Here is a 25,277-nt window from a genome sequence, read left to right on the forward strand (position 1 = left end):
AGCCGATGGCAAGGCCGAGGCGCGAATCGACCGATCGGGGGGCCTCCGCCTAGACTCGGCCGGTCGCTCGCGGGACCCCTGCGGGCACGGCACCACGTCATCGAGCCCACAGGAGCCCATCCCCTCTCATGACCTCCACGCGCACGTCCGCAGAACGCCTCCTCGTCCGTCTCGTCCCGAAGCGACGGACCAAGCCCGACGGCACCCGTCAACCCCGCCGCGACCACTCCGACCACCGCCTCCTCGAGGCCCGGTTCACCGGGTCCGTCGACCTCTACGAGCCCGAGCACCCGAAGATCGACCGTCTCGTCTTCGGCGTCACGGCCGTCCTCGCGGTCGGGTTCGTCGTCTGGGGCATCGTGAGCACCGACGGCCTCGCGACGATCTCCGGCACCGCGCAGAGCTGGGTCATCAACCAGACCGGCTGGCTGTTCGTGCTGGCCGCGAGCTTCTTCGTGATCTTCGTCATCTGGCTGGCCGCGAGCCGCTACGGCCGCATCAAGCTGGGCGCCGACGACGAGAAGCCGCAGTTCAAGACGGTCTCGTGGATCGCGATGATGTTCAGCGCGGGCATGGGCATCGGCCTGATGTTCTTCGGCGCGGCCGAGCCGCTCAGCTTCTTCGTCACCCCGCCGCCCGGCACCACGCAGCCGGAGTCGGAGGCGGCGATCCGCACGGCCATGGCCACCGCCATGTTCCACTGGGGCCTGCACCCGTGGGCGATCTACGCGGTCGCCGGCATCGCGATCGCCTACGGCACGTTCCGCAAGGGCCGCAAGCAGCTCTTCTCCTCCATCTTCCAGCCGCTGCTCGGCACGAAGCGCACCGAGGGCTGGGCGGGCCGCGTCATCGACATGCTCGCGATCTTCGCCACGCTGTTCGGCTCGGCCGCCTCGCTCGGCATCGGCGCGACGCAGATCGGCGCGGGCCTCGAGTTCAACGGCTGGGTGGACGAGGCCACGGCGCCGCTCCTCATCGGCATCATCGTCGTGCTCACGATCGCGTTCATCTTCTCGGCCGTCTCGGGCATCGCCCGGGGCATCCAGTGGCTCTCCAACATCAACATGGTGCTCGCCGTCGTGCTGGCCGTGTTCGTGTTCGTCGTCGGCCCGACGCTCCTCATCCTCAACCTCATCCCCGCCACGCTCGGCGCGTACCTCGGCGACATGACCGAGATGGCGTCGCGCACCGCGGCGACCGGCGGCGAGGAGATGAGCGCCTGGCTCTCCAGCTGGACCGTCTTCTACTGGGCATGGTGGATCTCGTGGACGCCGTTCGTCGGCATGTTCATCGCGCGCATCAGCCGCGGCCGCACCATCCGCGAGTTCGTGGTCGGCGTGCTCCTCGCGCCCAGCATCGTGGCTCTCATCTGGTTCTCGATCTTCGGCGGATCCGCCATCCACGCGCAGCAGACCGACGGCGACATGACCGTCGACGGCGCCGTGGTCAGCGACAACACGCTGTTCCAGCTGCTCAACCACTACCCGCTGGCGAGCATCAGCACCGTCCTCGTGATGGTGCTCGTCGCGATCTTCTTCGTCTCGGGCGCCGACTCCGCGTCGATCGTGATGGGGACGCTCTCGCAGCGCGGCGCGCTCCACCCGAGCCGCAAGGTCGTCATCTTCTGGGGCGTCGTCATGGGCGCGGTCGCCGCGATCATGCTCGCCATCGGCGGGGGAGGCACGGAGGCCCTCACCGGCCTGCAGAACCTCACGGTCGTGGCCTCGCTGCCGTTCGTGATCGTGATGCTCATGGCCTGCTACGCGCTCTGGAAGGAGCTGCGCACGGATCCGCTCATCGTGCGCCGCCAGGTCGCGGTCGAGATGATGCGCGACGCCGTCGTCAACGGCGTCGAGCAGCACGGCGACCACTTCCAGCTCGCGGTCGACCCCGTCGACCCGGACGAGGCGGAGGTCCGCGAGCCCCTCGGCGACGAGGACGAGGCCCGGCGCTCCTGACGCCCGATCCCACCGACGATGCCGACCCGCGCCCTGCGCGCGGGTCGGCATCGTCGTTCCCCGGACAGCGGGCGCCCGCGGCGGCCCCCGGACCCCTCGCGGGCCGCGCGCGTCGGTAGGGTGACCATGATGACGACCTCCACCCCCGCCCCCGCACCCTCGCCCGCGTCCACCGACGGGCCGACCCACCGTGCCGCCGTCGTCTACAACCCGATCAAGGTCGACCTCGCGTCGCTGAAGACGAAGGTCGCACAGGCTGCGGGCGCCGCCGGCTGGCAGGAGACCCTCTGGTTCGAGACCAGCGAGGACGACCCGGGCAAGGGCGCCGCCCAGGAGGCCCTGTCCCACGACGTCGACATGGTCATCGCGGCGGGCGGCGACGGCACGGTCCGCGCGGTCGCCGAGGGCATGTCGGGATCCGGCGTCTCGCTCGGCCTCCTGCCCTCCGGCACCGGCAACCTGCTGGCCCGCAACCTCAAGCTCACGCTCAACGACGTCGAGCACTCCCTCGAGGCCGCGTTCTCCGGCCGTGACCGCACGGTGGACCTCGCGGCCATCGAGATCCTGCGCGAGGACGAGACGCGCGACAAGCACGTCTTCGTGGTGATGGCGGGCGTCGGCATCGACGCGAAGATGCTCGCGAACACCGACTCGGAGCTGAAGAAGCGCGTCGGCTGGCTCGCCTACGTCGACGCGATCTTCAAGGCGCTCCGCGACCGCGACCAGCTCCGCCTGCGCTACCGTCTCGACGGCCGCAGCGTCCACCGTCGCCGCGCGCACACGCTCATCGTCGGCAACTGCGGGTCGCTGCCCGCCAACATCCTGCTGCTGCCGGACGCCGCGGTCGACGACGGCATCCTCGACGTCGTGCTCATGCGCCCCGAGGGCATCCTCGGCTGGCTCCAGATCTGGCTCAAGGTCGCGTGGGAGAACGGCGTCGTCCGCCGCACCGCCGCGGGCCGCCGCCTCATGGGCCCGGAGAAGGAGGTGCGGGCGCTCGAGTACCGCACCGCCGAGGAGGTCGTGGTGCGCCTCGAGAAGGAGGAGGACATCGAGCTCGACGGCGATCCCTTCGGCCGCGCCCTGGGCTTCAAGATCCAGGTGCTCCCCGGTGGGCTGACCGTGCGGGTGCCGCAGGACTCCTGACCCGCGCGCCCCGGCCGCCCGCTCGCTGCCTCCGGCTCGTGTCGCCGGCCCATGGGAGGGTCGCGGCATGATCCGCACCCTCGCCGTCTCCGGCTACCGCTCGGTCTGCGACCTCGCCCTGCCGCTCACGGGGCTCGACGTCGTCACGGGCGCCAACGGCAGCGGCACGACCAACGTGTACCGGGCGCTCCGCCTCATCGCCGGCATGGCGCAGGGTGGCGCCGTCGGCGCGCTCGCCCGGGAGGGCGGGCTCGAGGCGGTGCTGTGGGCCGGCCCGAGGGCCTGTCGCGCGCCATGCGCGGGCGTGATGTCGCTGGGCTTCGAGCAGCCCGGCATCCTGCGCGTCCTCGACGCCGCGGAGCTGTCCGACGGCACGCTGCGGATGCTCATGCTCACGGCCGCGCTCCTCACCACCGAGACGCCGGAGCCCATGGTGCTCAACGAGCCGGAGACGAGCCCGCACGGCGAGACGGTGCTCCGCGGGCAGGGCCTCCTCAGCGCGCCCTCGTGGGACTGGGCACGCGCTAGCGAACGACCTGCAGCGCACACGACGACGCCTCCCGGTCGCGGCCCGGGTGGGCGGCGCGAGCGGGAGGCGTCGGGTGGTGCGGGGTGCCGGGATCAGCGGCCGAACGCCGCCGATGCGGGGCAGTCGAACGGGTCGCCGCCGGCCGAGAGGCCCACGCGGTTGAGGTAGGCGATGACGATGCCGTACGAGGCCAGCAGGGTGGTCTCGGTGTACGGGATGTTGTGGGTCGCGCAGTACTCCTTCGCGATGACCTGGGCCTTCTTGAGGGCGGGCCGCGGCATGTTCGGGAAGAGGTGGTGCTCGATCTGGTAGTTGAGGCCGCCCATGTAGATGTCGGTCAGCCACGTGCTCCTGATGTTGCGCGACGTGAGCACCTGGCGGCGCAGGAAGTCGACCTTCGAGTCCTTCGGCAGCACGGGCATGCCCTTGTGGTTGGGGGCGAAGGAAGCGCCCATGTAGACGCCGAAGACGGCGAGCTGCACGCCGACGAACGCGAACGCCATGCCGAGCGGCAGGAAGAAGAAGACGACGGCGAGGTAGGCGACGATGCGCGTGGTGAGCATGGAGATCTCGAGCCAGCGCTTGTCGACCTTGCCGCGGCCGAACACGGTGCGGAAGCCGTGGACGTGCAGGTTCAGGCCCTCGAACACGAGGATCGGGAAGAAGGCGTAGCCCTGGTGGCGCGTGAACCAGCCGTAGATGCCCGTGGCGCGGGCGGCGTCCTCCTGCGTGAAGGAGATGACGTCGCGCTCGATGTCCGGGTCCTTGCCCATGACGTTCGGGTTCGCGTGGTGGCGCGAGTGCTTGGTCATCCACCAGGAGTAGCTGATGCCGACGAAGAGGTTGGCGAGCGCGCGACCCGCGATGTCGTTGGCCTTGCCGGACTCGAACACCTGGCGGTGCGAGGCCTCGTGGGCGAGGAAGGCGAACTGGGTGAAGATGATGCCGAGCCCGGCGGCGATCAGCAGCTGGAACCAGCTGTCGCCGAGCAGCACGAAGCCGACGCCGAGGCCGACGAGGGCCGCGGTGATGCCGGCGAACATGAGCACGTAGAAGCCGACGCGGCGGTTCAGGAGACCGGCGTCGCGCACGGTGTTGAGGAGGCCCGAGTACTCGGTGGTGGGGTTCGCCCCGCCTCCGCGCTTGGGTCGCGTCAGCACTATGCGGGGGGCTGCGGTGGTGTCTGTCATGGTCAGCTCGTTCGTCCGTGGCCTCTCGGCCAGGTGGAGCGGGACGCCTCGGCGAGCCGCTGTCTGTCGTCGTCACACGGGGATGCGACGCGGCGCCGGGTTCTGGGGCAACCACGTCCCAGACTGTCATGGCCCCGGCACCGCCGCACCAGGGAGACTCACAGCGCGGGCGGCGTGTCGCTGTCGGAGGCGCACATCGCCCCGCAGGGCCGCGGGTTACGGGCTGCTGGGGAGGCTACGGCACGATGACCGCGCGGCCGCGGACGGTGCCCGCCGCCAGCGCGGCATGGGCGTCCGGTCCGTCCTGGAGCGCGTACCGCTGCGTGTCACCTGGCCGGAGCGCGCCAGGTCGAACACCTCGATCAGCTCGGAGCGGCTGCCCCAGTAGGGGATCCGCACGGCCGCGTCGAACGCGATGCTCCCGAAGCCGACCTCCATCGTGCCGCCGCCGATGCCGACGATCGTCACGTCGCCGGCCGGCTCGACGACCTGCAGGGCCCGGGCGCGAGCGTCACGCGGCCGCGGGCGTCCCCGGCGGCGTCGAGGAGTCCGGCGTCCCGCCAGCTCGGGTGCGTGCCGGTCACGGACGGGTGGCGGCGGACCGCTCGCGTGAGCCAGATCGACACCTGCACGACCCCGGCGGCGGCGCCCACGAACAGGCCGAGCAGCGTGGCGGAGGCGACCGACCCGTCCTCGCCGTCCGCGCGGACGAGCACAGGGTGGACCAGCAGGGGCATGGCGGCGCCGGCCGCGAGTCCCACGCCGACGGCCAGGAGCAGGCGACGGCGTGTGATGACCTCGGCGATCCACGAGGAGATGGCGCGGGCGCCGATGCGGACCAGCTCGCGCTTCCCGTGGCCCGGATCGCTGCGCGGTGCGTCGTCGCGCTCGGCGGTCGTGTCGTCGTCCCTGCGGGGTGGACGCGCGTCGGGGGTGCCGGGGAGGCTCGCGGCATGACCGCAGCGCAGCCCTCACCCACGACTCCGTCCGATCCCGGCGACGCCGCCGTCCGCGACGACCTGATCCTCCATCTCCGTCTCGCGCGCGAGGCGCTCGTCGGGAAGCTCGACGGCCTCGGCGAGTACGACGTGCGCCGGCCGCTCGTGCCGACGGGATCCAACCTGCGCGAGCTCGTCGACGGCGCGGCGGGGCTGCCGCCGGTCGACTGACCGGGGCGCCCCGCCGAGCGGATCGCGACGGCTAGCGGCGCGCGAACCGAAGGGTCGCGATCTCGAACGGCCGCAGCGTCAGCTCGATGCCGTCGCCCGTCGCCTGCGCGTCCGCGCCTTCCAGCGGGCGCTCGAGCAGGTCGGTGGGGGACGAGAGGCCGAGGCCGGCCGCCGCATCCACCCGCACGACCGTGCGCTCCCGGCCGCCGCGCGCCTCGTAGAGCCGCACGACGAGGTCGCCCGAGCGGTCCTCGGCGAGCTTGACGGCCTCGATCACGACGGCCGCGTTCGACGACGTGACGAGCGGCGCGACCCCGTGGTCGCCCGCGACCTCGCGCACCGGCAGGTTGAGCCGGTAGCCCGCGTCGGCGGCGTCGAGCACGTCGGGCGCGACGCGCACCGCGGAGCGCAGCACGTGCCGGCCCTGGTCGGCGTGCGGGTCGGGGAACACGGGCGCGCGCAGGAGCGACTGGCGCACGAGGGTCGCGCTGCCGCCGTCGGGGCGGGGGATCCGGGTCACGTCGTGCCCGTACGTCGCGTCATTCGCGACTGCGACGCCGAAGCCGGGCTCGCCCACGTGCACCCAGCGGTGCGCCACCGTCTCGAAGCGCGCGGTCTCCCACGACGTGTTCGCGTGGGTGACGCGCTGCACGTGCCCGAACTGCACCTCCGACGCGGCGCGGTCGGCGTGCACGTCGAGCGGGAACGCGAGCTTCAGGAGCTTCTGCCGCTCGTGCCAGTCGACGTCGGTGACCACCTGCAGCTCCGGCTCGCCGGCGGGCACGGTCCACGTCTGGGTGACGCGCGAGGTGCCGAAGGCGCGCTCGACCACGAGGGCGGCGCCGTCGATCCGCACGTCCGACACGTCGGTGAGGTCGGTGCGGTTGCGGCGGTAGGCGTCGTCGATGTCCCACGCGTCCCACTGGTTCGGGGTGTCCCGGAACAGCTGGAGGAGGCCGAGGCGCTGGCCGGGGGCGACGAGGTCGCGGCCCGACGCGGCGTCGACGAGCGAGGAGACCGTGCCGTCGGCGTCGAACCTGGCGCGGACGAGGCCGTTGTCGAGGAGCCAGCCGTCGCCGTCGACGACGGGCGCGGGGGAGGCGGGCGACGGATCCACGACCGCGGCCGACAGCGCGCCGACGCCCGCCGCGTCCACGGGCGCCGCGTTGAACGCGACGCGCCGGTCGCCGGATCCCGCGAGCGCGGACTGCGCGTCTGCGACGAGCTCGCGCAGCCGTTCCTGCACGCGGGCGTGCTCGCGCTCGGCCTCCTGGTGCACCCAGGCGATGGACGTGCCCGGCAGGATGTCGTGGAACTGCAGCAGCAGCACCGTGCGCCAGAGCGCGTCGAGCTCGTCGTGCGGGTAGGCGACGAGGTCGCGCACTGCAGCTGTCGCGAGCCACAGCTCCGCCTCCCGCAGCAGGTGCTCGCTGCGTCGGTTGCCCTGCTTCGTGCGCGCCTGCGACGTGTAGGTGCCGCGGTGGAACTCGAGGTACATCTCGCCCGACCACACGTGCGGATCCCGGATCTCGGCCCTCGCGGTGTCGAAGAACTCGAGCGGCGTGCCGAGCTGCACGCGCGGCGAGCCCTCGAGGTCGCGCGTGCGGTGGGCGGCCGCGACCATCTCGCGGGTCGGCCCGCCGCCGCCGTCGCCCCAGCCGAACGGGACGATGGACGCGTTGCTCACGGCCTTCTCGGCGTGCTGCCGCTCGGCGCGCGCGAGGTCCTCCCCGGAGAGGTCGGAGTTGTAGGAGTCCACCGGCGGGAAGTGCGTGAAGACGCGGCTGCCGTCGATCCCCTCCCAGAGGAACGTGTGGTGCGGCATCGTGTTCGTCTCGTTCCAGGATTGCTTCTGCGTGAAGAAGTACTCGGCACCCGCACCCCGCACGATCTGCGGCAGCGCGCCCGTGTAGCCGAACGAGTCGGGCAGCCACACCTCGCGACTGTCGATCCCGAACTCCTCGAGGAAGAAGCGCTTGCCCTGCACGAGCTGGCGGACGAGCGCCTCGCCGCCCGGCATGTTCGTGTCCGACTCGACCCACATGCCGCCCACCGGCACGAAGCGGCCCTCGGCCACGCGCCGCCGCAGCCGCTCGAACAGCTCCGGATGGTCCTCCTTCAGCCACGCGTACTGCTGCGCGCTGGAGGCCGCGAACACGAAGTCGGCATCTTCGTCCATGAGCGCGAGCCCGTTGGAGAAGGTGCGGGCGACCTTGCGGCGCGTCTCGCGCACGGGCCAGAGCCACGCCGAGTCGATGTGCGCGTGGCCGACCGCGGTGATCCGGTGCGCGCTCGCGTGGGCGGGCGCGGCGAGCACGGCCTCCAGCTCCCGGCGGCCGGCGGCGGCGGTGCCCGCGACGTCGTCGGGATCCACCGCGTCGCACATGCGCTCGAGCGCCGCGAGGATCTCGGCGCGGCGGGACGACGCCGGCTCCAGCTGGGCCATCAGCCCCCGCAGCGTCCACACGTCGCGGTCGAGCTCCCAGACGGCCTCGTCGCGCCAGGCGAGGTCCATCGTGCGGAGCCGGTAGATGGGGTCGTCGCCCGCGGTGGCGGGGTCGCCGAGCGGCGTCTCGCCGTGGAAGGAGTCGCCGCCGATGTCGGGGTTCGAGGCCGCCTCGATCCAGAGGTCGATGGGCGTGCCCGGCGCGGTGCCCGCCCCGATCGCGGCGAGCGGCACGTACCCGTTGTAGGGCTCGATGGCCTTCACGACGCTGCCATCCGGCCGGTGCACGAGGCCCTCCGCCTGGAACCCGGGCTGCCGCTCGCTGAAGCCGAGGTCGACGAGCACCTCGAGCGCCGTCCCGTCCGCGGCCCCGTCGTCCGGCACGGTGCCGGTGACGTGGAACCACGTGGTGCCCCAGGCGCGGCTCCACGGGGTGCCGACCGCGAAGGGCCGGTACTCCTGCCGCACGGCATCGGCGAACGGCACCGGTTCGCCGGGGGCGTCCCACGCCTCGATCGCGAGCGGCATGCGTCGGCGGTGGATGTTCGGCACGAGCCGGTCGCGGACGAAGCGCTCGATGCGGGCCTCGGCGAGCGCGGTGGTGGGGGGCATGGTCGTCTCCGATCGTGTGGCGCGGCGGACCGCGGACGGGTGTCTCCAGCGTGCGCCGCGCGGGCCTCTGCGTCCGGCGGCGGGTGGTGCGGTGGTGCGGGCGATGCGCGGGCGGCTCAGCCCTTCACGGCGCCGGCGAGCGCGTTCGACCCGCCGAGCGTGCGCGAGACGAGCACGTACAGCGCGATGACGGGCACCGAGTAGACGAGCGAGAACGCCGCGAGCTGGCCGTACGCCACGGATCCGTACTGCCCGAAGAAGGCGAAGATGCTCACGGCGGCGGGCTGCTTGTCCGGGCTCAGCAGCAGGATGAAGGGCACGAAGAAGTTCCCCCACGCCTGGATGAACACGAAGATGGACACCACCGCGATCCCCGGCCGCATGAGCGGCACGACGATGTGGGTGAGCGTGCGCATCATCGACGCGCCGTCGGTCCACGCCGCCTCCTCGAGGGAGATCGGCACCGAGTCCATGAAGTTCTTCGCCATCCAGATCGCCATCGGCAGGCTCGTGGCGGCGAGGAAGAAGACCGTGCCGCCGATCGAGTCGATGAGGTCGAGGGTCACGAAGAGGCTGTAGACGGGCACCATCATCGCCGTGATGGGCAGGCACGTGCCGAAGAGGATCCCGTAGAGGAAGGGCTTGGTGATCCGCATCCGGTACCGCGACAGCGGGTAGGCCGCGAGGATCGCGACGACCACCGTGACGATCGCGCAGCCGCCCGAGAGCACGAGGCTGTTCATCAGCGGGATGAAGGAGATCTCCGGCGTGAGCACGGCCCGGAAGTTGTCGAGCGTGAACCCGTCCGGCACCTTCGCGGATAGCGTGGCGGACCGGTCGAACGCCGCCAGCACGAGCCACACGAGCGGCACGGCGAAGCACAGGGCGACGAGCACCAGCACGCCGTTGGCCATGGCGCGCCTCACGCTTCCGCTCGGCGAGGTCATGCGCGATCCCGGCGGCCGGGGCGAGCGCCTCGCGCGGGCCGGTCGGGCGGCGGTCGGGGTCGTCGTGGTCACGGCCATGGTCAGTCCACCTCCGGGCGCAGCGCCCTGATGTAGATCACGCTGAACACCGCTCCGACGAGCAGCATGATCGTGGCGATCGCGGTGCCGAAGCCCAGCTGCGAGAACTGGAACGCCTCCTGGTAGGCGAGGATCGGCAGGGTCGAGCTGCTGGTGCCGGGGCCGCCGCCCGTCATCACGAAGATGAGGGTGAAGACCGAGAGCGTCTGCAGCGTGGTGAGCATGAGGTTTGTCGAGATGCTGCGGCGGATCACCGGCAGCGTGATGAGGACGAGCCGCTGCCAGCCGGTCGCGCCGTCGACCTCCGCCGACTCGGTGATCTCCGGCGGCACCTCCTGCACGGCCGCCGAGTAGACGAGCATCGAGAAGGCGGATCCGCGCCACACGTTCGCGAGGATCACCGACAGCAGCGGCAGGCCGTAGAGCCAGTTGGCGCCCTCGATGCCGAACCAGCCGAGGATCGTGTTGAGCGTCCCGTCGTCGTCGAAGAACGCGTACGCGGCGAACGCGGCCACGATCTCCGGCAGCACCCAGGCCGCGATGACGAAGGTGCCGACGATCGCGCGCACGACCCGGTTCCCCTGCCGCATGAGCAGCGCCAGCCCGAGGCCGACGACGTTCTGCCCGACCACCGCAGAGAAGAACACGAACGCGAGGGTGAGGAGCACCGACTTCGGGAAGTCGGGATCCGCGAACAGCGCCGTGTAGTTGTCGAAGCCGATGAACCGCGCGCCGCCGGCCGCGTACCCGGTGAGGGACGCGTCGGTGAACGAGCCGTAGAGGCTCGAGATCACGGGGCCGAGGAGGAAGAGGGCGAGCAGGACGATGGAGGGGATCAGCGGGACGGTGCGCGCGCCGGTGCGGAGCGCGCGGGCGCGGGCCCGGCCGGGGCGGACCGGCGACGGCCCGCCCGCGCCCGGATCCGACCCCGCCGCGCCCCGCCCGTCGGCCGGGCGGCCGACCGGGACGGGGGCGATGGTGGTGGCCACCGGTCAGTCCTCCGCCTTCTGCGTCCCGTCGTCGCCGACGATGCCGACGAGCGCCTGGTCGTACGCGGCCGCGGCCTCCGCGGGTGACTGCTGGCCGGTCATCACCGACTCCATCGCCACGGTGATCGCGTTGGAGATGCGGCTGTAGTCGGTGGTCGCCGGGCGGAAGTGGGTGGTGTCGACGAGGGAGGAGAAGAACGCGGACGTCGGGTTGGAGGCGACGTACGCGGGATCCTCGGCCACGTCGCTGCGGACCGCGATCTGGCTGGCCGCGATGTCGTAGGACGTCGAGCCGTCCTTGTCGAGCGCGTCGGCGATGAACTCGAACGCCTTGTCGGGGGCCTTCGTCTTGGCGCCCACAGCGAGGGTCCAGCCGCCCGACATGCTCACGGTGCCGGGGGACTGGCCGTCTTGCGTGGGCATGGGCGCCTGGCCCATCACGTCGCTCCACTCGGGCCAGGGGTTCGTGCCCGTGTCGAGCCACGTGCCGCTCAGCCACGAGCCGTCGAGGTCGATGGCGAGCTTCCCCTGCGGGAGCCACTGGCCCGCGACGATGGTGCCGATGTTGGTGTCGAGCGCCTCCTCGGGCTTCGGGCCGACGCCGCCCTGGTAGACGTCGCGGATGAAGCCGAGCGAGTCCTCGAAGCCCTTCGAGCCCGTGAGCCACTTGCCCGTGGCGTCGTCGTAGAGCGTGCCCGTGGGGGTGCCGTAGTGCAGCATCTCGAAGCCCTGCATCGTCGCGCCCTCGCCCTGCGGCTTGCCCGAGTAGACGTTGAGCGGGACGACGCCAGGCAGCTCCCGCTTGATGGTCTTCGCCGCGTCGAGCACGTCGTCCCAGGTCTTCGGCTCCCACGGCACGGGGAGGCCGGCCTTCGCGAAAAGCTGCTTGTTGTACCAGAGGGCGCGCGTGTCGGTGCCCATCGGGATCCCGTAGACCTTGCCGTCCTCGCCGACGCCCGCCTGCTTGGCGGAGTCGAAGAACTCGGACCAGTCGTCCCACTTCGCGACCTGGTCGTCGAGGGGGAGGAGGTAGCCGGCGGCCGCGTCGGACTTGACCTTGAAGGTGTCCTCGTACATCACGTCGGGGGCGGTCGAGGCCGAGCGGTTCATCAGCGCGAGCTTGGTGAAGTAGTCGTCGTTCTGCGCGGCGATGGGCACGAACTCGACCTTCATGCCGGGGTTCGCGGCCTCGAAGGTCGTCGCGGTCTTCTTCATGTGATCGTCCATCTGGGTGAAGGTCCCGAACTTCTGGTACGCGACCTTGAGGGTCTTCCCGTCGCCTCCGCCGCCCGCGCCGCCCGAGCAGCCGGTGGAGAGGAGGAGGGCGGCGACGGACGCCGCCGTGATCTGGAGGATGCGGGCCCGCGTCCTGCGGCGAGGCGGATGGTTCGTCATGGTGCTCCCTTGCTCCACTGGCCAGGACGGTCGGCGTCGTCGCCGTCCGTCGAGGGTTAGCCAAACGTATGGACTAATCCATGTCAAGACATCCTGGCGGCGATCCGGCGGCGGGGCGCGCCGGGCCGGCGGCTAGCCGCGGATGAGCATGGCCGACGGGCGCGGCGAGAACGCATTGTCGAGCACGAGGCACGCGGCCCCCACGGCGGCCACGTCCTCGCCGACGGCCGACTCGACCACCCGCACGGGGTGCTTCGCGATGAGCGCGGGGGAGCGCCGCACCTCCTCCGGCAGCGTCGCGAGCACGAGGCGCGCGATCGGGTGCCAGAACGGGCCGCCGCAGACCACCTCGTCGAGGTCGAGCAGGTTCACCTGGATCACGATGGCGCGCGCGAGGTGCTGGGCCGCGGCCTCCACGATCCGGCGGGCGGGCCCGTCCTCCGCGTCCGCGCGGGCCGCGAGCGCGTGGAACGCCTCGCCGATCAGCCGCATGTCCACGGCGTCGCCGCTCGCCGCGGCCTCCGCCAGCGCCGCGTCCGACACGTCGCCGGCCCCGAGCACGCCGCCCTCGACGGCCTGGCGCACGAGCGCGTGCGGCGTGATGAGCTCGCCCACGCAGCCGACGCGCCCGCACGTGCAGCGCCGGCCGCGCGACGCGACCATGATGTGGCCCGAGTCCCCGGCGTTCGAGCTCGCGCCGCGCACGGGCTCGCCGCCGAGCACGAGACCCGTGCCGAAGCCCGTGCCGTAGTAGACGAACGCGAGGTGACGGCGATCCCCGGAGCCGAACCACAGCTCCGCGACGGCGGCCGCGGTCACGTCCTTCTCCAGGAGCACCGGCAGGCCCGTCGCGGTGCTGAGGGCCGAGCGCAGCGGCACGTGGCGCCAGCGGGGGAGCATCGGCGGATCCAGCACCAGGCCCGCGCCCACGTCGATGGGCCCCGGCGCGGCGAGGCCGACGCCGAGCACGGCCTGGCGGTCGACCCCCGCGTCGGCGATGAGGCCGTCGACGAGCCGCGCCACGAGCGCCACCACCTCGTCGGGGCGGGACGCGGAGGGCGTCGGGCTGCTGACGTGCCGGAGCACGGTGCCCTCGAGGTCGAGCAGCACGGAGGTGATGACTGCGGGATCCACGTGCACGCCCACCGCGAACCGGCCCTCGGGTACGAGGTGCAGGAGGGTGCGCGGCTTGCCGGGCCCGCGGATCACGGTGCCGCCCTCGCGCACGAGCCCCTCGTCGATGAGGCGGCGCGTCACGTTGGTGACGGTCTGCGCGCTGAGGCCCGTCCGCCCGGCGATCTCGGAGCGGCTGGCGCCCTCGGCCGCGCGACGGACGGCGTCGAGGACGACCGTGCGGTTGTAGCCGCCAATCGCGGGCAGGTTGGTGCCGCGTCGCATGGGCACCTCCTGGTGCGGGCCGTCGCCCGCCGGGCGCGGGCCTCTCCGCAGTATCCCGGATGCGCGCACGGCGGTCGCACCGCGCGCGGCGCCCGCGCCAGGCCTTACCGCTGCCCGGGGGACACGGCGACACGCCCGGCCGTGCCGACCGGAGGCGGAGGAGGGTGGGGGCATGACCGATCTGCTCGCGACCGCCCACGAAGCGGCTCGCACCCTCCCGTCGCCCCTCCCCGCCGCGCGCGGCCCGCTCACCGCGGCCCTCCTGGCCGATCTCGCCGGCGGATCCTCCGCGCCCTCCGCGCCCTCCGCGCCCGACCTCGCGGCGCTCGCCGCCGGGGCGCTCGCCGCGACGGACGACGTCGTCCGCGACGACGACGTCCAGCTGGCCCTCTTCTGCCTCTACGAGCTGCACCACGCGGGCCTCGAGGGCGTGGACGACGGCCGCGAGTGGGACCCGCGGCTCATCGCCGTCCGCGGGATCCTCGAGCGCGCGTTCGAGGCCGCCCTGCGCGACCGGATCCCCGTGCCCGAGCGCCCCGAGCCGACGTCGGCGGGCGTCGCGGCCGCGCTCTTCGCGCTCACCTCCGCCGACTCCGGCCCGTCGCTCTCGCGCTTCGTCGCGCGGAAGGCCACGGTCGAGCAGCTCCGCGAGTTCCTCGTGCAGCGGTCGATCTACACGCTCGGCGAGGCCGACCCGCACTCCTGGGCGATCCCGCGCCTCCGCGGCCGCGCCAAGGCCGCGCTCGTGGAGATCCAGGCCGACGAGTACGGCGGCGGTCGGCCCGAGCGCGTGCACGCGACGATCTTCGGCGCGACCCTCCGCGGCGTCGGCCTCGACGACCGCTACGGCACCTACCTCGACGACGTGCCCGCCGTCACGCTCGCGTCCTCCAACGCCATGTCGCTGTTCGGCCTGCACCGCCGCCTCCGCGGCGCCATCGTCGGCCACCTCGCCGCGTTCGAGATGACCTCGAGCGTGCCCAGCCGACTCTACGCGAGCGGGATCCGCCGACTCGGCTTCGGCGACGACGTCGCCTGGTACTACGACGAGCACGTCGAGGCGGACGCCGTGCACGAGCAGATCGCGGCGCACGACCTCGCGGGCGGGCTCGTGGAGTCGGAGCCCGAGCTCCTCGACGACGTGCTGTTCGGCGCGGCCGCGTGCCTCGAGGTCGAGGGATGGGTCGGCGCGCACGTGCTGTCCAGCTGGCAGGCCGGCCGGTCGTCGCTGCGCGAGGGATCGACGGCGGCCGCCGTGGTCGCCGCGTGAGCGCGCCGTCCGCCGGCGACGCCCCTGCGCCCGGTCCCGGTCCCGCACGGTCGCCCGCCCCCGAGCCGGCGCGCATCATCGCGTACCCGGACGGGCCGCTCCTCGTCCGCGGCGACTTCGAGATCGTCGATCCCGAGGGCCGCCCGGTCCCGCGGACGCGGAGCACCGTCGCGCTCTGCCGCTGCGGCGTCTCGTTGATCAAGCCCTACTGCGACGGCACGCACCGCCTGGTCGGCTTCCGCACGGATCCGCCCTCGCCCGCTGCCGAGTAGGGGCGTCCGGGCCTAGAGCGCGCTGCCCGGCACCGCGAACGTGTCGCACGCCGTGGGCCCGCCGGCGCGACCGGCCTCGAACCAGCGCTGGCGTTGCTCGGCGGATCCGTGCGTCCAGGTGTCCGGATCCACCCCGCCGCCTGCCTGCGCCTGGATGCGGTCGTCGCCCACGGCGGCCGCGGCGTCGAGCGCGTCGGCGACCTCGGTCGGGGTGACGGGCTCGAGGAACGCGCGTCCGGTGTCGTCCCGCACCTCGCCGGCGGCGCCGACCCACGCGCCCGCGTAGCAGTCGGCCTGCACCTCGAGCCGCACCGAGTCGGAGTCCGGCCCCGTGCCCCTGCGGTCCGCGCGGTCGAATGCGCCCGAGAGCTGCTGGATGTGGTGGCCCCACTCGTGTCCGACGACGTACATCTGCGCGAGCGGCCCGCCCGAGGCGCCGAACCGCGTGCGCAGCTCCTCGAAGAACGTCGTGTCGACGAAGAGGCGCCGGTCGGGCGGGCAGTAGAAGGGACCGGTGGCGCTCGTGGCCTCGCCGCAGCCGGTGCTCGTCGCGGCGGAGAACAGCGAGAAGTCTGGGCTCGCGTAGTCGGCGACGCCGACCTCGGATGCCGCGGTGGTCCAGTACGTGTCGAGCGAGTCGGCCGCGCCCGCCATGCGGCACTCGACGCTCGCGTTCGCCTCCGCCCCGGTCGTGCAGCCCTCGATGGCCTCGTCCTGCTCTTGCGAGGAGCCGCCCGTGCCCGAGCCGCCCCCGCCGCCGACCAGCTGCGAGAGGTCGACGCCCGTGAACTGCTGCACGAGGATCACCGCGACCACCACGAGGAGCCCGCCGCCGCCGGCCGCGATGCCGGTCGTGCGTCCCCGGCCGGCGCGCCGCCGGGTGACCTTGCTGCTGTCGATGCGGGCGTCGTCGTCGAAGGTCATGCCCCGAACGTACCCGCGGGCGGGGTCGGCGTCAGGCGAGGTCCGGCCGGGTCTCGCGCACGAGGTCGCGCACCCGCTCGGCCGCCTCGCGGACCACGTCGTGCCCGCCGCGGGGCGCCGCCTCCGCGGCGCGGGCACGGCGGAGGAAGCCGTCCCAGTCGCCGCCGCCCGCGCGGAGCGGCCGTGTCGGCGCGAGCAGGGCGGCCCGGCGCAGCCACACGTCCTGCTCTCCCGCCCACCGGTCGAGCGCCTGGTCGGCCCGGGCGCGCGCGGTGCCGGTCAGCCGCTCGACGAGCGGGCCGATGACGTCGAGCGCGAGCGGATCCACGAGGGCACTCAGCCGCGCATCCCGCACGAAGCCCTCGATGCGCGTGAGGTCGCCGTTGTCGAGCGTGTCGACGTGCTCCTGCAGCAGCACGACGGCCGCGAGCCGCCGCTCGTAGACGCGCGACCGCCAGAGCTCGGAGGCGAGCGTGACCGCCTCGTCCCGGGTCATGCCCGGACGCCGCCGGCCGAGGTCGCGCACCGTCCCGCGCACGGCGCCGACGGAGGCGCCCACGAACTCCAGGTCGGAGCGCAGCCGCTCGCGCTCCGCCTCGGCGCGGTACGACGCGCCCTCCCGCTCGAGGGCCGCCGCGACGAACTCGGCGTCCTCGGTCATCCGGCGAGCGGCGCCGAGCCCTCGCGCCCGGTGCGATGCACGAAGGCGCGGCCAAACTCGGCCAGCACCTCCTCCGCCGTGTGCGTGGGCGCCCAGCCCAGCACCTCGCGGGCGCGCGCGGTCGACATGACGGGCACGTTCGCGGCGATGTCGATCCAGCCCGGATCCGTCCGCTGTACGCGCAGCCGCCAGCTCGCCGAGACGAGCGCCCGCAGCGCGGGCAGCGGCACCGTCACGATGCGCGCGTCGAGCAGGCGGCCGACGAGCGCGGGATCCACGACGGGGTCCGCGGCGACGTTGAAGGCGCCGGGCGCGCGCCGCTCCACCGCCCGCCAGAACGCGTCCGCGACGTCCTCGTTGTGCACCACCTGCGACACCAGCTCGCGGGGGAGCGGCAGCACCGGGGTGCGGGTGGCGAGGCCCATCCAGCGCGTGGGGATCCACCGGCCGAGGAAGAGCCCGGCGATCTCCGCGGCGGCCTCGTCGTGCATCACGAGCCCGGGTCGCATGCGCGTCACGACGATCTCCGGGTGGGCGGCCTCGAAGGCGTCCATCGCGCGCTCGTTCTCGGCCTTGTGCCGCGAGTAGTGGGAGGTGTGGATGCCGCCGGTGGGCCACGTCTCGTCGCGCGGACGGTCCTTCGGGGCCGCGCTGTACGCGCCGACCGAGGACGCGACGACCACCTGGGGCACGCCCGCCCGCGCGACGGCCTCGAGCACGTTCGCGGTGCCGATCACGTTCGTGCGGTGCATCACGCGCTCGCGGTGGTTCGGCTGCAGGGCCCAGCCGAGGTGGACCACCGCGTCGGCGCCGCGCATGGTCGCCGCGAGCCCGGAGACCGCGCCCGCGGCGCCGATGTCGGCGAGGCGCCAGGTGACCCCGGAGTACGGCTCGAGGGAGGCGTCGGGCATGCGCCGCGCGACGCCCACGATCTCGGCCCCCGCGGTGTGGAGGCGACGAAGCACCCCGGTCCCGAGGTTCCCGGTCGCTCCGATGACGACGACGCGCATGATGCTCCTCTCCTGCGGACGGGACCCGTCGGGCCGGTTGATCCGCGGGTCCCCTCCATCATGCTCGCCGACGCCCGCCGCCGAGCCCGCGCACGACGTGTGCCCGGCCGACGCTCAGCGGTCGACGGCCTCGATGAGCGAACCCTGCGCGAACGTCAGCCAGTCGTAGAGGCTCGCGCTCTCCTCCGGCGCGCGGTCGCGCCAGCCCTCGGCCTCGTCGATGCGCAGCGGCACCGAGATCGCGAGCCGGAGGTCGTTGAGCGTCCGGAGCCACGCCTGGACGCCCGTCGGATCCAGCACCACGAGGAGCCCGCGGCGGCCGGCCCCGCGCGCGTCGGCCTCCGCCAGCGTCGCCTCCACCGTGGCGGCGTTCGCGGCCTTCGCCTCGCTGAGGTCGGACGCCGTGAACCGCCGGAACTCGGCGGAGGACTCGGGGTCGTCCGGGTAGGCGTCGGGCAGCAGGCGCGCGACGACGGGGGAGGGGGCGGCGCCGTCCGTGGCGCCGCCGGGCGCGGACCCCTCGTCCAGGATCCCGCGCAGCTCGCCGAGGAGTCCGCGCAGCATGGCGACCTCGTGCGGCTCGAGGTGAGCGGCGACCGTCCCGTCGGGGCGCGCGCGGAAGGCCCTCACGCGTCCACCCGCTCGAGCGTCGCCCAGAGGCCGAAGCCGTGCATCGCGAGCACGTGGCGCTCGATCTCCTCGCGGATCCCCGTCGCGACGACCGCACGGCCGTCCTCGTGCACGCGGAGCATCAGCTCGTCGGCGCGCTCGCGGGTGAAGCCGAAGTAGCTGCGGAACACGTAGGAGACGTACGTCATGAGGTTCACGGGGTCGTTCCACACGACGCAGCTCCACACCGGCGGCGTCGCCGCGCGCTCGAGCAGGCTCGTGTCGGATCCCGTGCTCGTGCCGGAGCCGGGGTCGCCCGCGGGCGGGTCGGCGGCGCGGCGAGCGACGGTCAGGAGGCGCGGGGCGCGGGCGTCCGCGGTGCTGGTGGTCATCGCGCTCCTGTGGGATCGTGCCGGCGAGCGGCCGGAGGCTCCATCCTCTCCCGTCGGGCGGGTCGCCGGCGACCTCGTTCGCGCCGCGTCATGCACCGGGGCGCACGAGCCCGCAGTCGTACGCGAGGATCACGGCCTGCACGCGGTCCCGCACCTCGAGCTTCGCGAGCACCCGCCCCACGTGCGTCTTCACCGTCGACTCCGACAGGTACAGGCGGCCCGCGATCTCCTGGTTGGTGAGCCCCTCGGCCAGCGCCGTGAGCACCTCCAGCTCCCGCGCGGTCAGGGGCCGCAGCCGCGGGTCGGCGGCGCCCTCCCCGGTGCCGGCCGCGCCGCCGGTCGGGGGCATCGTCGGCCCGAGCAGCTCGATCATGCGGCGCGTCACCCGGGGCGAGATGGCGGCGTCGCCGTCCGCGACCGCGCGGATCGCCTCCATCAGGTGCTCGGGCCGCGTGTCCTTGACGAGGAAGCCGCTCGCCCCGGCGCGCAGCCCCGCGAACGCGTACTCGTCGAGGTCGAACGTGGTCAGCACGATGACGCGCGTCGCCGGATGTCGGGCGACGATCTCGGCGGTGGCCGCGATCCCGTCCATGCCGGGCATGCGCACGTCCATGAGCACGATGTCGGGGGCGAGCTCGCCGGTGCGCTGCACGGCCGCGCGGCCGTCGGCGGCCTCGCCCACCACGTCGATCCCGGGCTCCGCATCGAGCACCATGCGGAAGCCCATGCGCACGAGCGCCTGGTCGTCCACGATGAGCATGCGGACGGGTGTGCTGCTGTCGGTCATCGGTCCTCCTGGACGCGGGGGCTGGTGGTCGGATCCGCGGCCCGGGACGCGTCGCCGGGCCGGACGTCGTGGAGCCCGCTGGGCATGGTGGCCAGCACGCGCCAGCCGCCGGTCTCGCGCCGTCCGGCGGTCGCCGTGCCGTCGTACACCGCCATGCGCTCCGCGACTCCCACGAGGCCGCGACCGCTGCCGGGGACGGGCGGCACGACGGGTCCCGTGAGGTCGTCGTCGGTGACCTCGACGGTGATCTCCTCGGGCCGGTGGTCGACCCGCACCTCGACCCGGTCGGCGTTCGGCGCGTACCGGAGCACGTTCGTCAGCGACTCCTGCACGACGCGGAAGACGGCGAGCTGGCGCCCCGGGTCATCCGGCGGCGCGCCCGTGCTGGTGAAGCGCACCGGGAGGCCGGTGGACCGGAACGAGTCGACCAGCGCGGCGAGGTCGGCGTGCCCGGGCTGCGGCGCGCGGAGGGACGGCGGGGCGGCATCGCCCGCGTCGGGATCCTCGGCGAGCACGCCCAGCATGCGGCGCATCTCGGAGAGGGAGGTGCGGCCGGTCTCGGCGACCTCGCGCATGGCGTCGCGCGCGAGCTCCGGCCGGGCGACCGCGCTCGCGGCCGCCCCGTCGGCGAGGGTCACCATGACGGTGATCCCGTGGGCGACGATGTCGTGGATCTCCCGTGCGATCCGCGTCCGCTCCGCCGCAGTGGCGAGCCGCGCCTGCTGGTCGCGCTCGCGGGCGAGCTGCACCGCGAGGTCGCGCAGCGCCTCGACGTAGCGCTTGCGTCCGCCCACGTTCGTGCCGATGAGCGTCGCGATGAGCGGGAGGATGAGATTGACCAGCAGCATGGTCGCGATCGACAGCGCCATGGGCCCCTGGCCGGCCGTCGACGGCGCGACGACCGCGATGAGGACGGCCACGCCGCCGAACCCGATCCACGCGCGCCGGGACGACCCATACACGGCGAGCGCGTAGAGAGCGAGGGGGACGGCCCCGCCGTCGAAGCTGCCGGACACGAGGGCCGCCGCGGCGGCGGCGGCACCCGTGACGGCGAGGACGGCCACGGGCCGGCTGCGCCGGAACATGAGCGCGACGCCGGTCAGGACGCTGAGCGCGGCCAGCGCCACGACTCCGGGGACGGCGGGGGATCTGCTGTCGACCACGGGGGCCGCGCTCACCGAGAGGAGCGTGAAGGCGATCGCGATGACGGCGTCGACCGTCCTCGGATGCCGTGCCATCCACCCGCGGAACGCGCCGGGAGGGGTCGGCAGGTGGACGCCGTCGGCCGCGGCGGTGTCCGCCGCGCCCGACGGCGCCCTCCGTTCCGCGTCGATCAGGCGTCCCGCTTCTTGGCGAGGATCAGAGCGGGCACGAGGATGACGGCGACCCAGGCCAGCATGACGAGCAGCGCCTGCCAGAACTCGAGCTCCCCGGGCGCTCCGGTGGCGGTGCTGTACAGCCGGTTGCCCGCGCTCAGCGGGAAGTACGGCGCGAGATCCGCGACCCAGTCGAGCACGCCGCCGAGCAGCTGGCCCACGATGGGGACGACGAGGACGAGGCCGACGAGGGCGCCGATCCCCGCCGCGCCGTTGCGCAGCAGCAGGCCGAAGCCGAAGCCCATCAGGCCGATGAGCACGACGAAGAGCACGCCGCCCAGGGCCGCGAGCAGGAAGTCGCCGTCCAGCACGTCGACCTCCGCGCCGGCGGACGCGAAGTAGCCGCGGGCGATGAGGAGCGCGGCGGCCACCGCGATCGCGGTGATGACGAACGTCACCACCGTGTAGACGATCGCCTTGGCGGCGATGACGCCCAGGCGGCGCGGCGCGGCGCTGAAGGACGAGCGGATCATGCCGGTCGAGTACTCGCCGCTGATCACGAGCACGCCGAGCACGCCGGCGACGAGCATCGACAGGGTGACGCCGCTGAGCCCCACCTGGAGGAGCAGGTCCGTCGCGGGGACACCGGGGAGGGACAGCTGCGTCCGGAGCTGGTCCACGACGAAGGGCGTGAAGAGCGCGGAGAAGCCGGCGAGCAGGAGGAAGACGAGCGCGAAGCACCAGACGGTGGAGCGCAGCGTCCGGAGCTTGATCCACTCGGAGCGCATCAGCCGGGGGAGCGTGGGCCGACCCGTGGTCACCGGGGCGGTCGCGTAGGTCGTGCTGGTGGCGGTCATCGTGCGATCTCCTGCTCGGTCGTGCCGACTGCGGCGCTGTGGTACTCGACGTCGCCCTGCGTGAGCGACAGGTACGCGTCCTCGAGGGACGCGGTGATGGGCGTGAGCTCGTGCAGCACGACCCCGGCGGACATGGCCGCGTCGCCGACCTGCGCGGCCGTGAGGCCGGTGATCTCGATCACGTCGCGCTCGACGCTGGTCACCACGACGTCCGGTCGGGTCACCGCCTGGCCGAGCTGGTCGGCGTGCGGGGAGCGGACGCGGACGACGGCGCTCGTGGCGCCGGCGACGACCGCCGCGACGGGAGCGTCGGCGAGCACGCGTCCGCGCCCGAGGACGATGAGGTGGTCGGCCGTCTGCGCCATCTCGCTCATGAGGTGCGAGGACAGGAGCACGGTGCGGCCCTGCCCGGCCAGGTAGCGGGTGATGTTGCGCACCCACATGACGCCCTCGGGGTCGAGTCCGTTGACGGGCTCGTCCAGGATCAGCGTGCGGGGATCGCCGAGGAGCGCGACCGCGATCCCGAGCCGCTGTCCCATGCCGAGCGAGAAGCCGCCCACGCGCTTCTTCGCGACCGGCTGCAGCCCGGTCATCTCGATGACCTCGTCCACCCGCGAGCGCGGGATGCCGTGCGTGGCCGCCATGGCGAGCAGGTGGTTGTAGGCGGAGCGGCCCGTGTGCACGGCCTTCGCGTCGAGGAGCGCGCCGACCTCGTGGAGCGGGGCCTGGAGGTCGCGGTAGCGGCGGCCGTTGACGGTCACCGAGCCGGACGTGGGGCTGTCGAGCCCGACGATCATGCGCATCGTGGTGGACTTGCCGGCGCCGTTCGGACCGAGGAATCCGGTCACCATGCCCGGCTGGACGGTGAAGCTCACGCCGTCCACGGCGGTCTTCGCGCCGTAGCGCTTGGTCAGGTTCTCAGCGACGATCATGCGCGCTGCCTCCTCAGGATGGGTGCGCGGGCCCAGCGCCCGCGGAAGCCACGTTAGGGGCGGTGCCGTCGCGGCGGCGTCCCCCCTTCGGCCCCCCTCCGACGGAGACGCTGGTACCAGGGTGCCGCCTCAGGCGGTCCCGACCCCCAGCGCGCCGAGCCGCCTCGCCGCCTCCTCGAGCACGTCGATCCGCTTGCAGAACGCGAACCGCACCAGGGACGCGTGCTCCGCGGCGAGGGGCGCATGGCAGAAGGCGGACAGCGGCACGCCGACGACCCCGGCGAGCTCCGGGAGGCGCAGGCACAGCTCGCGTGCGTCGGGGAAGCCGAGGGGAGCCGCGTCCGCGACGATGAAGTACCCGGCCGCGGGGAGATGGATCCGGAAGCCCGCGGCCGTCAGCCCCGCCGCGAGGACGTCGCGCTTGCGCCGCAGGTCGTCGGCGATGCCGTCGTACACCGCGTCGGGGAGCGCGAGCCCCGTCGCGATGGCCGGCTGGAACGGCGCCCCGTTCACGAAGGTCAGGAACTGCTTCACCGCGAGGATCGCCGACACGAGCGGCGCCGGAGCGGTCAGCCAGCCGACCTTCCACCCCGTGGTGCGGAACGTCTTGCCTCCGGAGGAGATGGTCACCGTGCGCTCGCGCGCCCCGGGCAGCGTCGCGACGGGCGCGTGGGGCGCGTCGAAGACGAGGTGCTCGTAGACCTCGTCCGTGACGATCAGCGCGTCGTGCGCGATGGCGAGCTCGACGACGAGCTCCCGCGCCTCGCGGCTGAGCACGGTCCCGGTGGGGTTGTGCGGGTCGTTGAGGAGGATCACGCGGGTGCGGTCCGTGATCACTCGGCGGAGGTCGTCGAGCCGCGGCTGGAAGTCGGGAGCCCGCAGGGGCACCGTCCGATGGATCCCGCGGGCGAGCGAGATGAGCGCCCCGTATGCGTCGTAGAACGGCTCGAGCGTCACGACCTCGTCGCCCTCCTCGACGAGCGCGAGCAGCGTCGCGGCGATGGCCTCGGTCGCGCCGGCGGTGACGAGTACCTCCGTGTCCGGATCCACGACGAGACCGTAGAAGCGCGCCTGGTGCGCGGCGATGGCGGCCCGCAGCTCGGGCGTGCCGCGGCCCGGCGGGTACTGGTTCATGCCCGCCGAGATCGCGGCCCGCGCCGCGTCGAGCACCTCGCGGGGTCCGTCCTCGTCCGGGAACCCCTGACCGAGGTTGATCGCGCCGGTCGCCGCGGCCAGCGCGCTCATCTCGGCGAACACGGTGGTCCCCGGCATCCCGTCCGGAGTCAGCAGCGTCGCCCCACGGGCCGCGCGCACCCACGCGCCGGTAGTCGTCATGCCCCCATCCTCCCGCGACCGCTCCTCCCGCACAGGCGTCGATGTCGCACCGCGCATGCGTGATGTGGAGCGATGGGGTCCTGACGGCGCCACCCCGGCTACCTTTCCGGGACCCGCGATGCCCGCGCTCTCGCGCCTGCTTGTCCGCGCGGGTTCCGTACGGCCCGGGGGAGACGACCTTGCACGAGCGACCGCGCATTCCGCTGCGACGACTTAGAACGGCGCTCGCCTCGACGGCCATCCTCGTTGCCAGCCTGGTGCTCACCGGCTGCGCGGCTGCGCACTCACCGGAGCCCGCACCGGAGCCCGCACCGGCTCCCACCCCGTCGTTGACGCAGGAGCAGCAGGACGACCAGGCGTTCCAAGATCTGTTCTCGCGTTTCGTCGGGATCGATCTCAGCAGCGAGACCGAGGGGGATCTGACTCCACTGCTCACGGGGTCGGCTCTTCAAGGAGAGCTGGACTCTCTCAAGTACAGCGCGGACAACCATCAGAAGGTGATCGGCAAAGTGACCTCCCGGGGCTTCCGAGTCACGGATCGAGGCTCCGACGCGCAGGGATCGGAGTACATGACCGCACAGGCGTGCCTCGACATCAGCGGGACGAGGACAGTGGATGAACAGGGCAAGGACGTGACGCCGCAACGTGATGCTGCCGTTGCGCTTCAGATGAAGGCAGTCAAGATCGCCGACGGTTCGTGGCGCATCAGTGATTCCGTCCGCAACGAGGACACGCGCGCATGCGAGTGAGATAGCCGCAGATGCTCATCATCGTGGTCGTGCTCGCCGCCGTCGTCCCTGCGTCGGTCAGCGAAGCGGCTGGCGGCTACTGCGGGCTCGGATACACGCGTTCGCCGAGCTGCTCATCCGGTGCCGTCGGCGACGGGGAAGTTCAACTCCACGCAGAGACGACCACGGAAGGACGGGCTTCGGACGACACGGCAGATCACTCAGGGCAAGCCTCAGGGACAGTAGAACCATATGTCGTGAGGCCGGTGTCGCCGCCTCTGGTGCCACGGGGTCGGATGGCGGCGGATGTGGATGTGCCGTGTACGC

25 protein-coding genes are annotated in these 25,277 nt (G+C 73.1%); 7 read left to right on the plus strand and 18 right to left on the minus strand.

The features are described from left to right. The first annotated feature begins 128 nt into the window (after positions 1 to 128). The 3 genes from CMN_RS05975 to CMN_RS15570 all read left to right on the plus strand — a co-directional run bounded on the left by CMN_RS05975 (position 129) and on the right by CMN_RS15570 (position 3,801). The gene (locus CMN_RS05975; RefSeq protein WP_015489948.1) at positions 129 to 1,958 is read left to right on the plus strand and encodes a BCCT family transporter; all 1,830 of its coding nucleotides are present in this window, start codon (positions 129 to 131) and stop codon (positions 1,956 to 1,958) included. Positions 1,959 to 2,087: 129 nt separating this feature from the next. Continuing rightward, a complete protein-coding gene (locus tag CMN_RS05980) occupies positions 2,088 to 3,104 on the plus strand; it encodes a diacylglycerol/lipid kinase family protein (RefSeq protein WP_015489949.1) in 1,017 nt (338 codons plus the stop codon). A gap of 67 nt (positions 3,105 to 3,171) precedes the next feature. Continuing rightward, positions 3,172 to 3,801 carry an AAA family ATPase gene (locus CMN_RS15570; protein WP_041465249.1) on the plus strand — a complete coding sequence of 210 codons (630 nt, stop codon included), beginning with the start codon at positions 3,172 to 3,174 and terminating at the stop codon, positions 3,799 to 3,801. Here the strand turns inward: CMN_RS15570 and CMN_RS05990 are convergent. From CMN_RS05990 to CMN_RS15120, 3 genes are all read right to left on the minus strand, one after another. Beyond that, positions 3,726 to 4,823: a fatty acid desaturase family protein gene (locus CMN_RS05990; RefSeq protein ID WP_015489950.1), complete on the minus strand. Its 1,098-nt coding sequence runs from the start codon at positions 4,821 to 4,823 to the stop codon at positions 3,726 to 3,728. The two genes, CMN_RS15570 and CMN_RS05990, sit on opposite strands and share 76 nt — an antisense overlap. A gap of 216 nt (positions 4,824 to 5,039) precedes the next feature. Then, positions 5,040 to 5,291, minus strand: coding sequence for a hypothetical protein (locus tag CMN_RS05995; protein WP_041465250.1), 252 nt, complete (start codon positions 5,289 to 5,291; stop codon positions 5,040 to 5,042). Continuing rightward, a complete protein-coding gene (locus CMN_RS15120; RefSeq protein ID WP_165583282.1) occupies positions 5,288 to 5,560 on the minus strand; it encodes a hypothetical protein in 273 nt (90 codons plus the stop codon). The genes CMN_RS05995 and CMN_RS15120 overlap by 4 nt, the downstream gene beginning before the upstream one ends. 216 nt (positions 5,561 to 5,776) lie before the next feature. Here CMN_RS15120 and CMN_RS06005 point away from each other — a divergent pair, with 216 nt between their 5' ends. Then, complete coding sequence (locus CMN_RS06005) at positions 5,777 to 5,992, plus strand: DinB family protein (RefSeq protein WP_041465251.1); 216 nt, start codon at positions 5,777 to 5,779, stop codon at positions 5,990 to 5,992. A gap of 31 nt (positions 5,993 to 6,023) precedes the next feature. On the opposite strand, the gene CMN_RS06010 is transcribed toward CMN_RS06005, so the two are convergent. From CMN_RS06010 to CMN_RS06030, 5 genes are all read right to left on the minus strand, one after another. Then, complete coding sequence (locus CMN_RS06010; protein ID WP_015489951.1) at positions 6,024 to 9,050, minus strand: alpha-mannosidase; 3,027 nt, start codon at positions 9,048 to 9,050, stop codon at positions 6,024 to 6,026. Between the two features lie 116 nt (positions 9,051 to 9,166). Beyond that, entirely contained in the window at positions 9,167 to 10,075 is a 909-nt protein-coding gene (locus CMN_RS06015; RefSeq protein ID WP_015489952.1) for a carbohydrate ABC transporter permease, read from the minus strand. Between the two features lie 2 nt (positions 10,076 to 10,077). Continuing rightward, positions 10,078 to 11,064 (minus strand): carbohydrate ABC transporter permease, encoded by a 987-nt coding sequence (locus CMN_RS06020; RefSeq protein ID WP_015489953.1) that lies wholly within the window; start codon positions 11,062 to 11,064, stop codon positions 10,078 to 10,080. 3 nt (positions 11,065 to 11,067) lie between these two features. Next, positions 11,068 to 12,459 carry an extracellular solute-binding protein gene (locus tag CMN_RS06025; protein WP_015489954.1) on the minus strand — a complete coding sequence of 464 codons (1,392 nt, stop codon included), beginning with the start codon at positions 12,457 to 12,459 and terminating at the stop codon, positions 11,068 to 11,070. Between the two features lie 132 nt (positions 12,460 to 12,591). Then, positions 12,592 to 13,857: an ROK family transcriptional regulator gene (locus CMN_RS06030; protein WP_015489955.1), complete on the minus strand. Its 1,266-nt coding sequence runs from the start codon at positions 13,855 to 13,857 to the stop codon at positions 12,592 to 12,594. Positions 13,858 to 14,029: 172 nt separating this feature from the next. Here CMN_RS06030 and CMN_RS06035 point away from each other — a divergent pair, with 172 nt between their 5' ends. Beyond that, positions 14,030 to 15,127: an iron-containing redox enzyme family protein gene (locus CMN_RS06035; RefSeq protein WP_015489956.1), complete on the plus strand. Its 1,098-nt coding sequence runs from the start codon at positions 14,030 to 14,032 to the stop codon at positions 15,125 to 15,127. Beyond that, complete coding sequence (locus tag CMN_RS06040) at positions 15,124 to 15,399, plus strand: CDGSH iron-sulfur domain-containing protein (protein WP_015489957.1); 276 nt, start codon at positions 15,124 to 15,126, stop codon at positions 15,397 to 15,399. Before CMN_RS06035 ends, CMN_RS06040 begins: the two co-directional genes overlap by 4 nt. A gap of 12 nt (positions 15,400 to 15,411) precedes the next feature. On the opposite strand, the gene ypfJ is transcribed toward CMN_RS06040, so the two are convergent. The 10 genes from ypfJ to CMN_RS06090 form a co-directional block, all read right to left on the minus strand. Continuing rightward, positions 15,412 to 16,323, minus strand: a complete 912-nt coding sequence (gene ypfJ / locus CMN_RS06045; RefSeq protein ID WP_015489958.1) for a KPN_02809 family neutral zinc metallopeptidase — start codon at positions 16,321 to 16,323, stop codon at positions 15,412 to 15,414. Positions 16,324 to 16,354: 31 nt separating this feature from the next. Next, positions 16,355 to 16,984 (minus strand): DNA alkylation repair protein, encoded by a 630-nt coding sequence (locus CMN_RS06050; RefSeq protein ID WP_015489959.1) that lies wholly within the window; start codon positions 16,982 to 16,984, stop codon positions 16,355 to 16,357. Further along, the gene (locus tag CMN_RS06055; protein ID WP_015489960.1) at positions 16,981 to 17,994 is read right to left on the minus strand and encodes an NAD-dependent epimerase/dehydratase family protein; all 1,014 of its coding nucleotides are present in this window, start codon (positions 17,992 to 17,994) and stop codon (positions 16,981 to 16,983) included. The genes CMN_RS06050 and CMN_RS06055 overlap by 4 nt, the downstream gene beginning before the upstream one ends. 114 nt (positions 17,995 to 18,108) lie before the next feature. Beyond that, the gene (locus tag CMN_RS06060) at positions 18,109 to 18,624 is read right to left on the minus strand and encodes a DUF2017 family protein (RefSeq protein ID WP_015489961.1); all 516 of its coding nucleotides are present in this window, start codon (positions 18,622 to 18,624) and stop codon (positions 18,109 to 18,111) included. After that, positions 18,621 to 18,995, minus strand: coding sequence for an ATP-dependent Clp protease adapter ClpS (gene clpS / locus CMN_RS06065; protein ID WP_015489962.1), 375 nt, complete (start codon positions 18,993 to 18,995; stop codon positions 18,621 to 18,623). The genes CMN_RS06060 and clpS overlap by 4 nt, the downstream gene beginning before the upstream one ends. A gap of 88 nt (positions 18,996 to 19,083) precedes the next feature. Then, positions 19,084 to 19,782 (minus strand): response regulator transcription factor, encoded by a 699-nt coding sequence (locus tag CMN_RS06070; RefSeq protein ID WP_015489963.1) that lies wholly within the window; start codon positions 19,780 to 19,782, stop codon positions 19,084 to 19,086. After that, positions 19,779 to 21,020, minus strand: coding sequence for a sensor histidine kinase (locus CMN_RS06075; protein WP_015489964.1), 1,242 nt, complete (start codon positions 21,018 to 21,020; stop codon positions 19,779 to 19,781). Before CMN_RS06075 ends, CMN_RS06070 begins: the two co-directional genes overlap by 4 nt. Before the next feature lie 95 nt (positions 21,021 to 21,115). Beyond that, positions 21,116 to 21,955, minus strand: a complete 840-nt coding sequence (locus tag CMN_RS06080) for an ABC-2 transporter permease family protein (RefSeq protein ID WP_015489965.1) — start codon at positions 21,953 to 21,955, stop codon at positions 21,116 to 21,118. Then, positions 21,952 to 22,887, minus strand: a complete 936-nt coding sequence (locus CMN_RS06085; protein ID WP_015489966.1) for an ABC transporter ATP-binding protein — start codon at positions 22,885 to 22,887, stop codon at positions 21,952 to 21,954. The genes CMN_RS06080 and CMN_RS06085 overlap by 4 nt, the downstream gene beginning before the upstream one ends. A gap of 129 nt (positions 22,888 to 23,016) precedes the next feature. Further along, positions 23,017 to 24,222, minus strand: a complete 1,206-nt coding sequence (locus CMN_RS06090) for an aminotransferase class I/II-fold pyridoxal phosphate-dependent enzyme (protein WP_015489967.1) — start codon at positions 24,220 to 24,222, stop codon at positions 23,017 to 23,019. Positions 24,223 to 24,401: 179 nt separating this feature from the next. Between CMN_RS06090 and CMN_RS06095 the strand changes: the two genes are divergently transcribed. Further along, the gene (locus CMN_RS06095) at positions 24,402 to 24,971 is read left to right on the plus strand and encodes a hypothetical protein (protein WP_015489968.1); all 570 of its coding nucleotides are present in this window, start codon (positions 24,402 to 24,404) and stop codon (positions 24,969 to 24,971) included. Positions 24,972 to 25,277: the final 306 nt, after the last annotated feature.

The sequence above is a fragment of the Clavibacter nebraskensis NCPPB 2581 genome, assembly GCF_000355695.1.
Lineage (GTDB): Bacteria > Actinomycetota > Actinomycetes > Actinomycetales > Microbacteriaceae > Clavibacter > Clavibacter nebraskensis.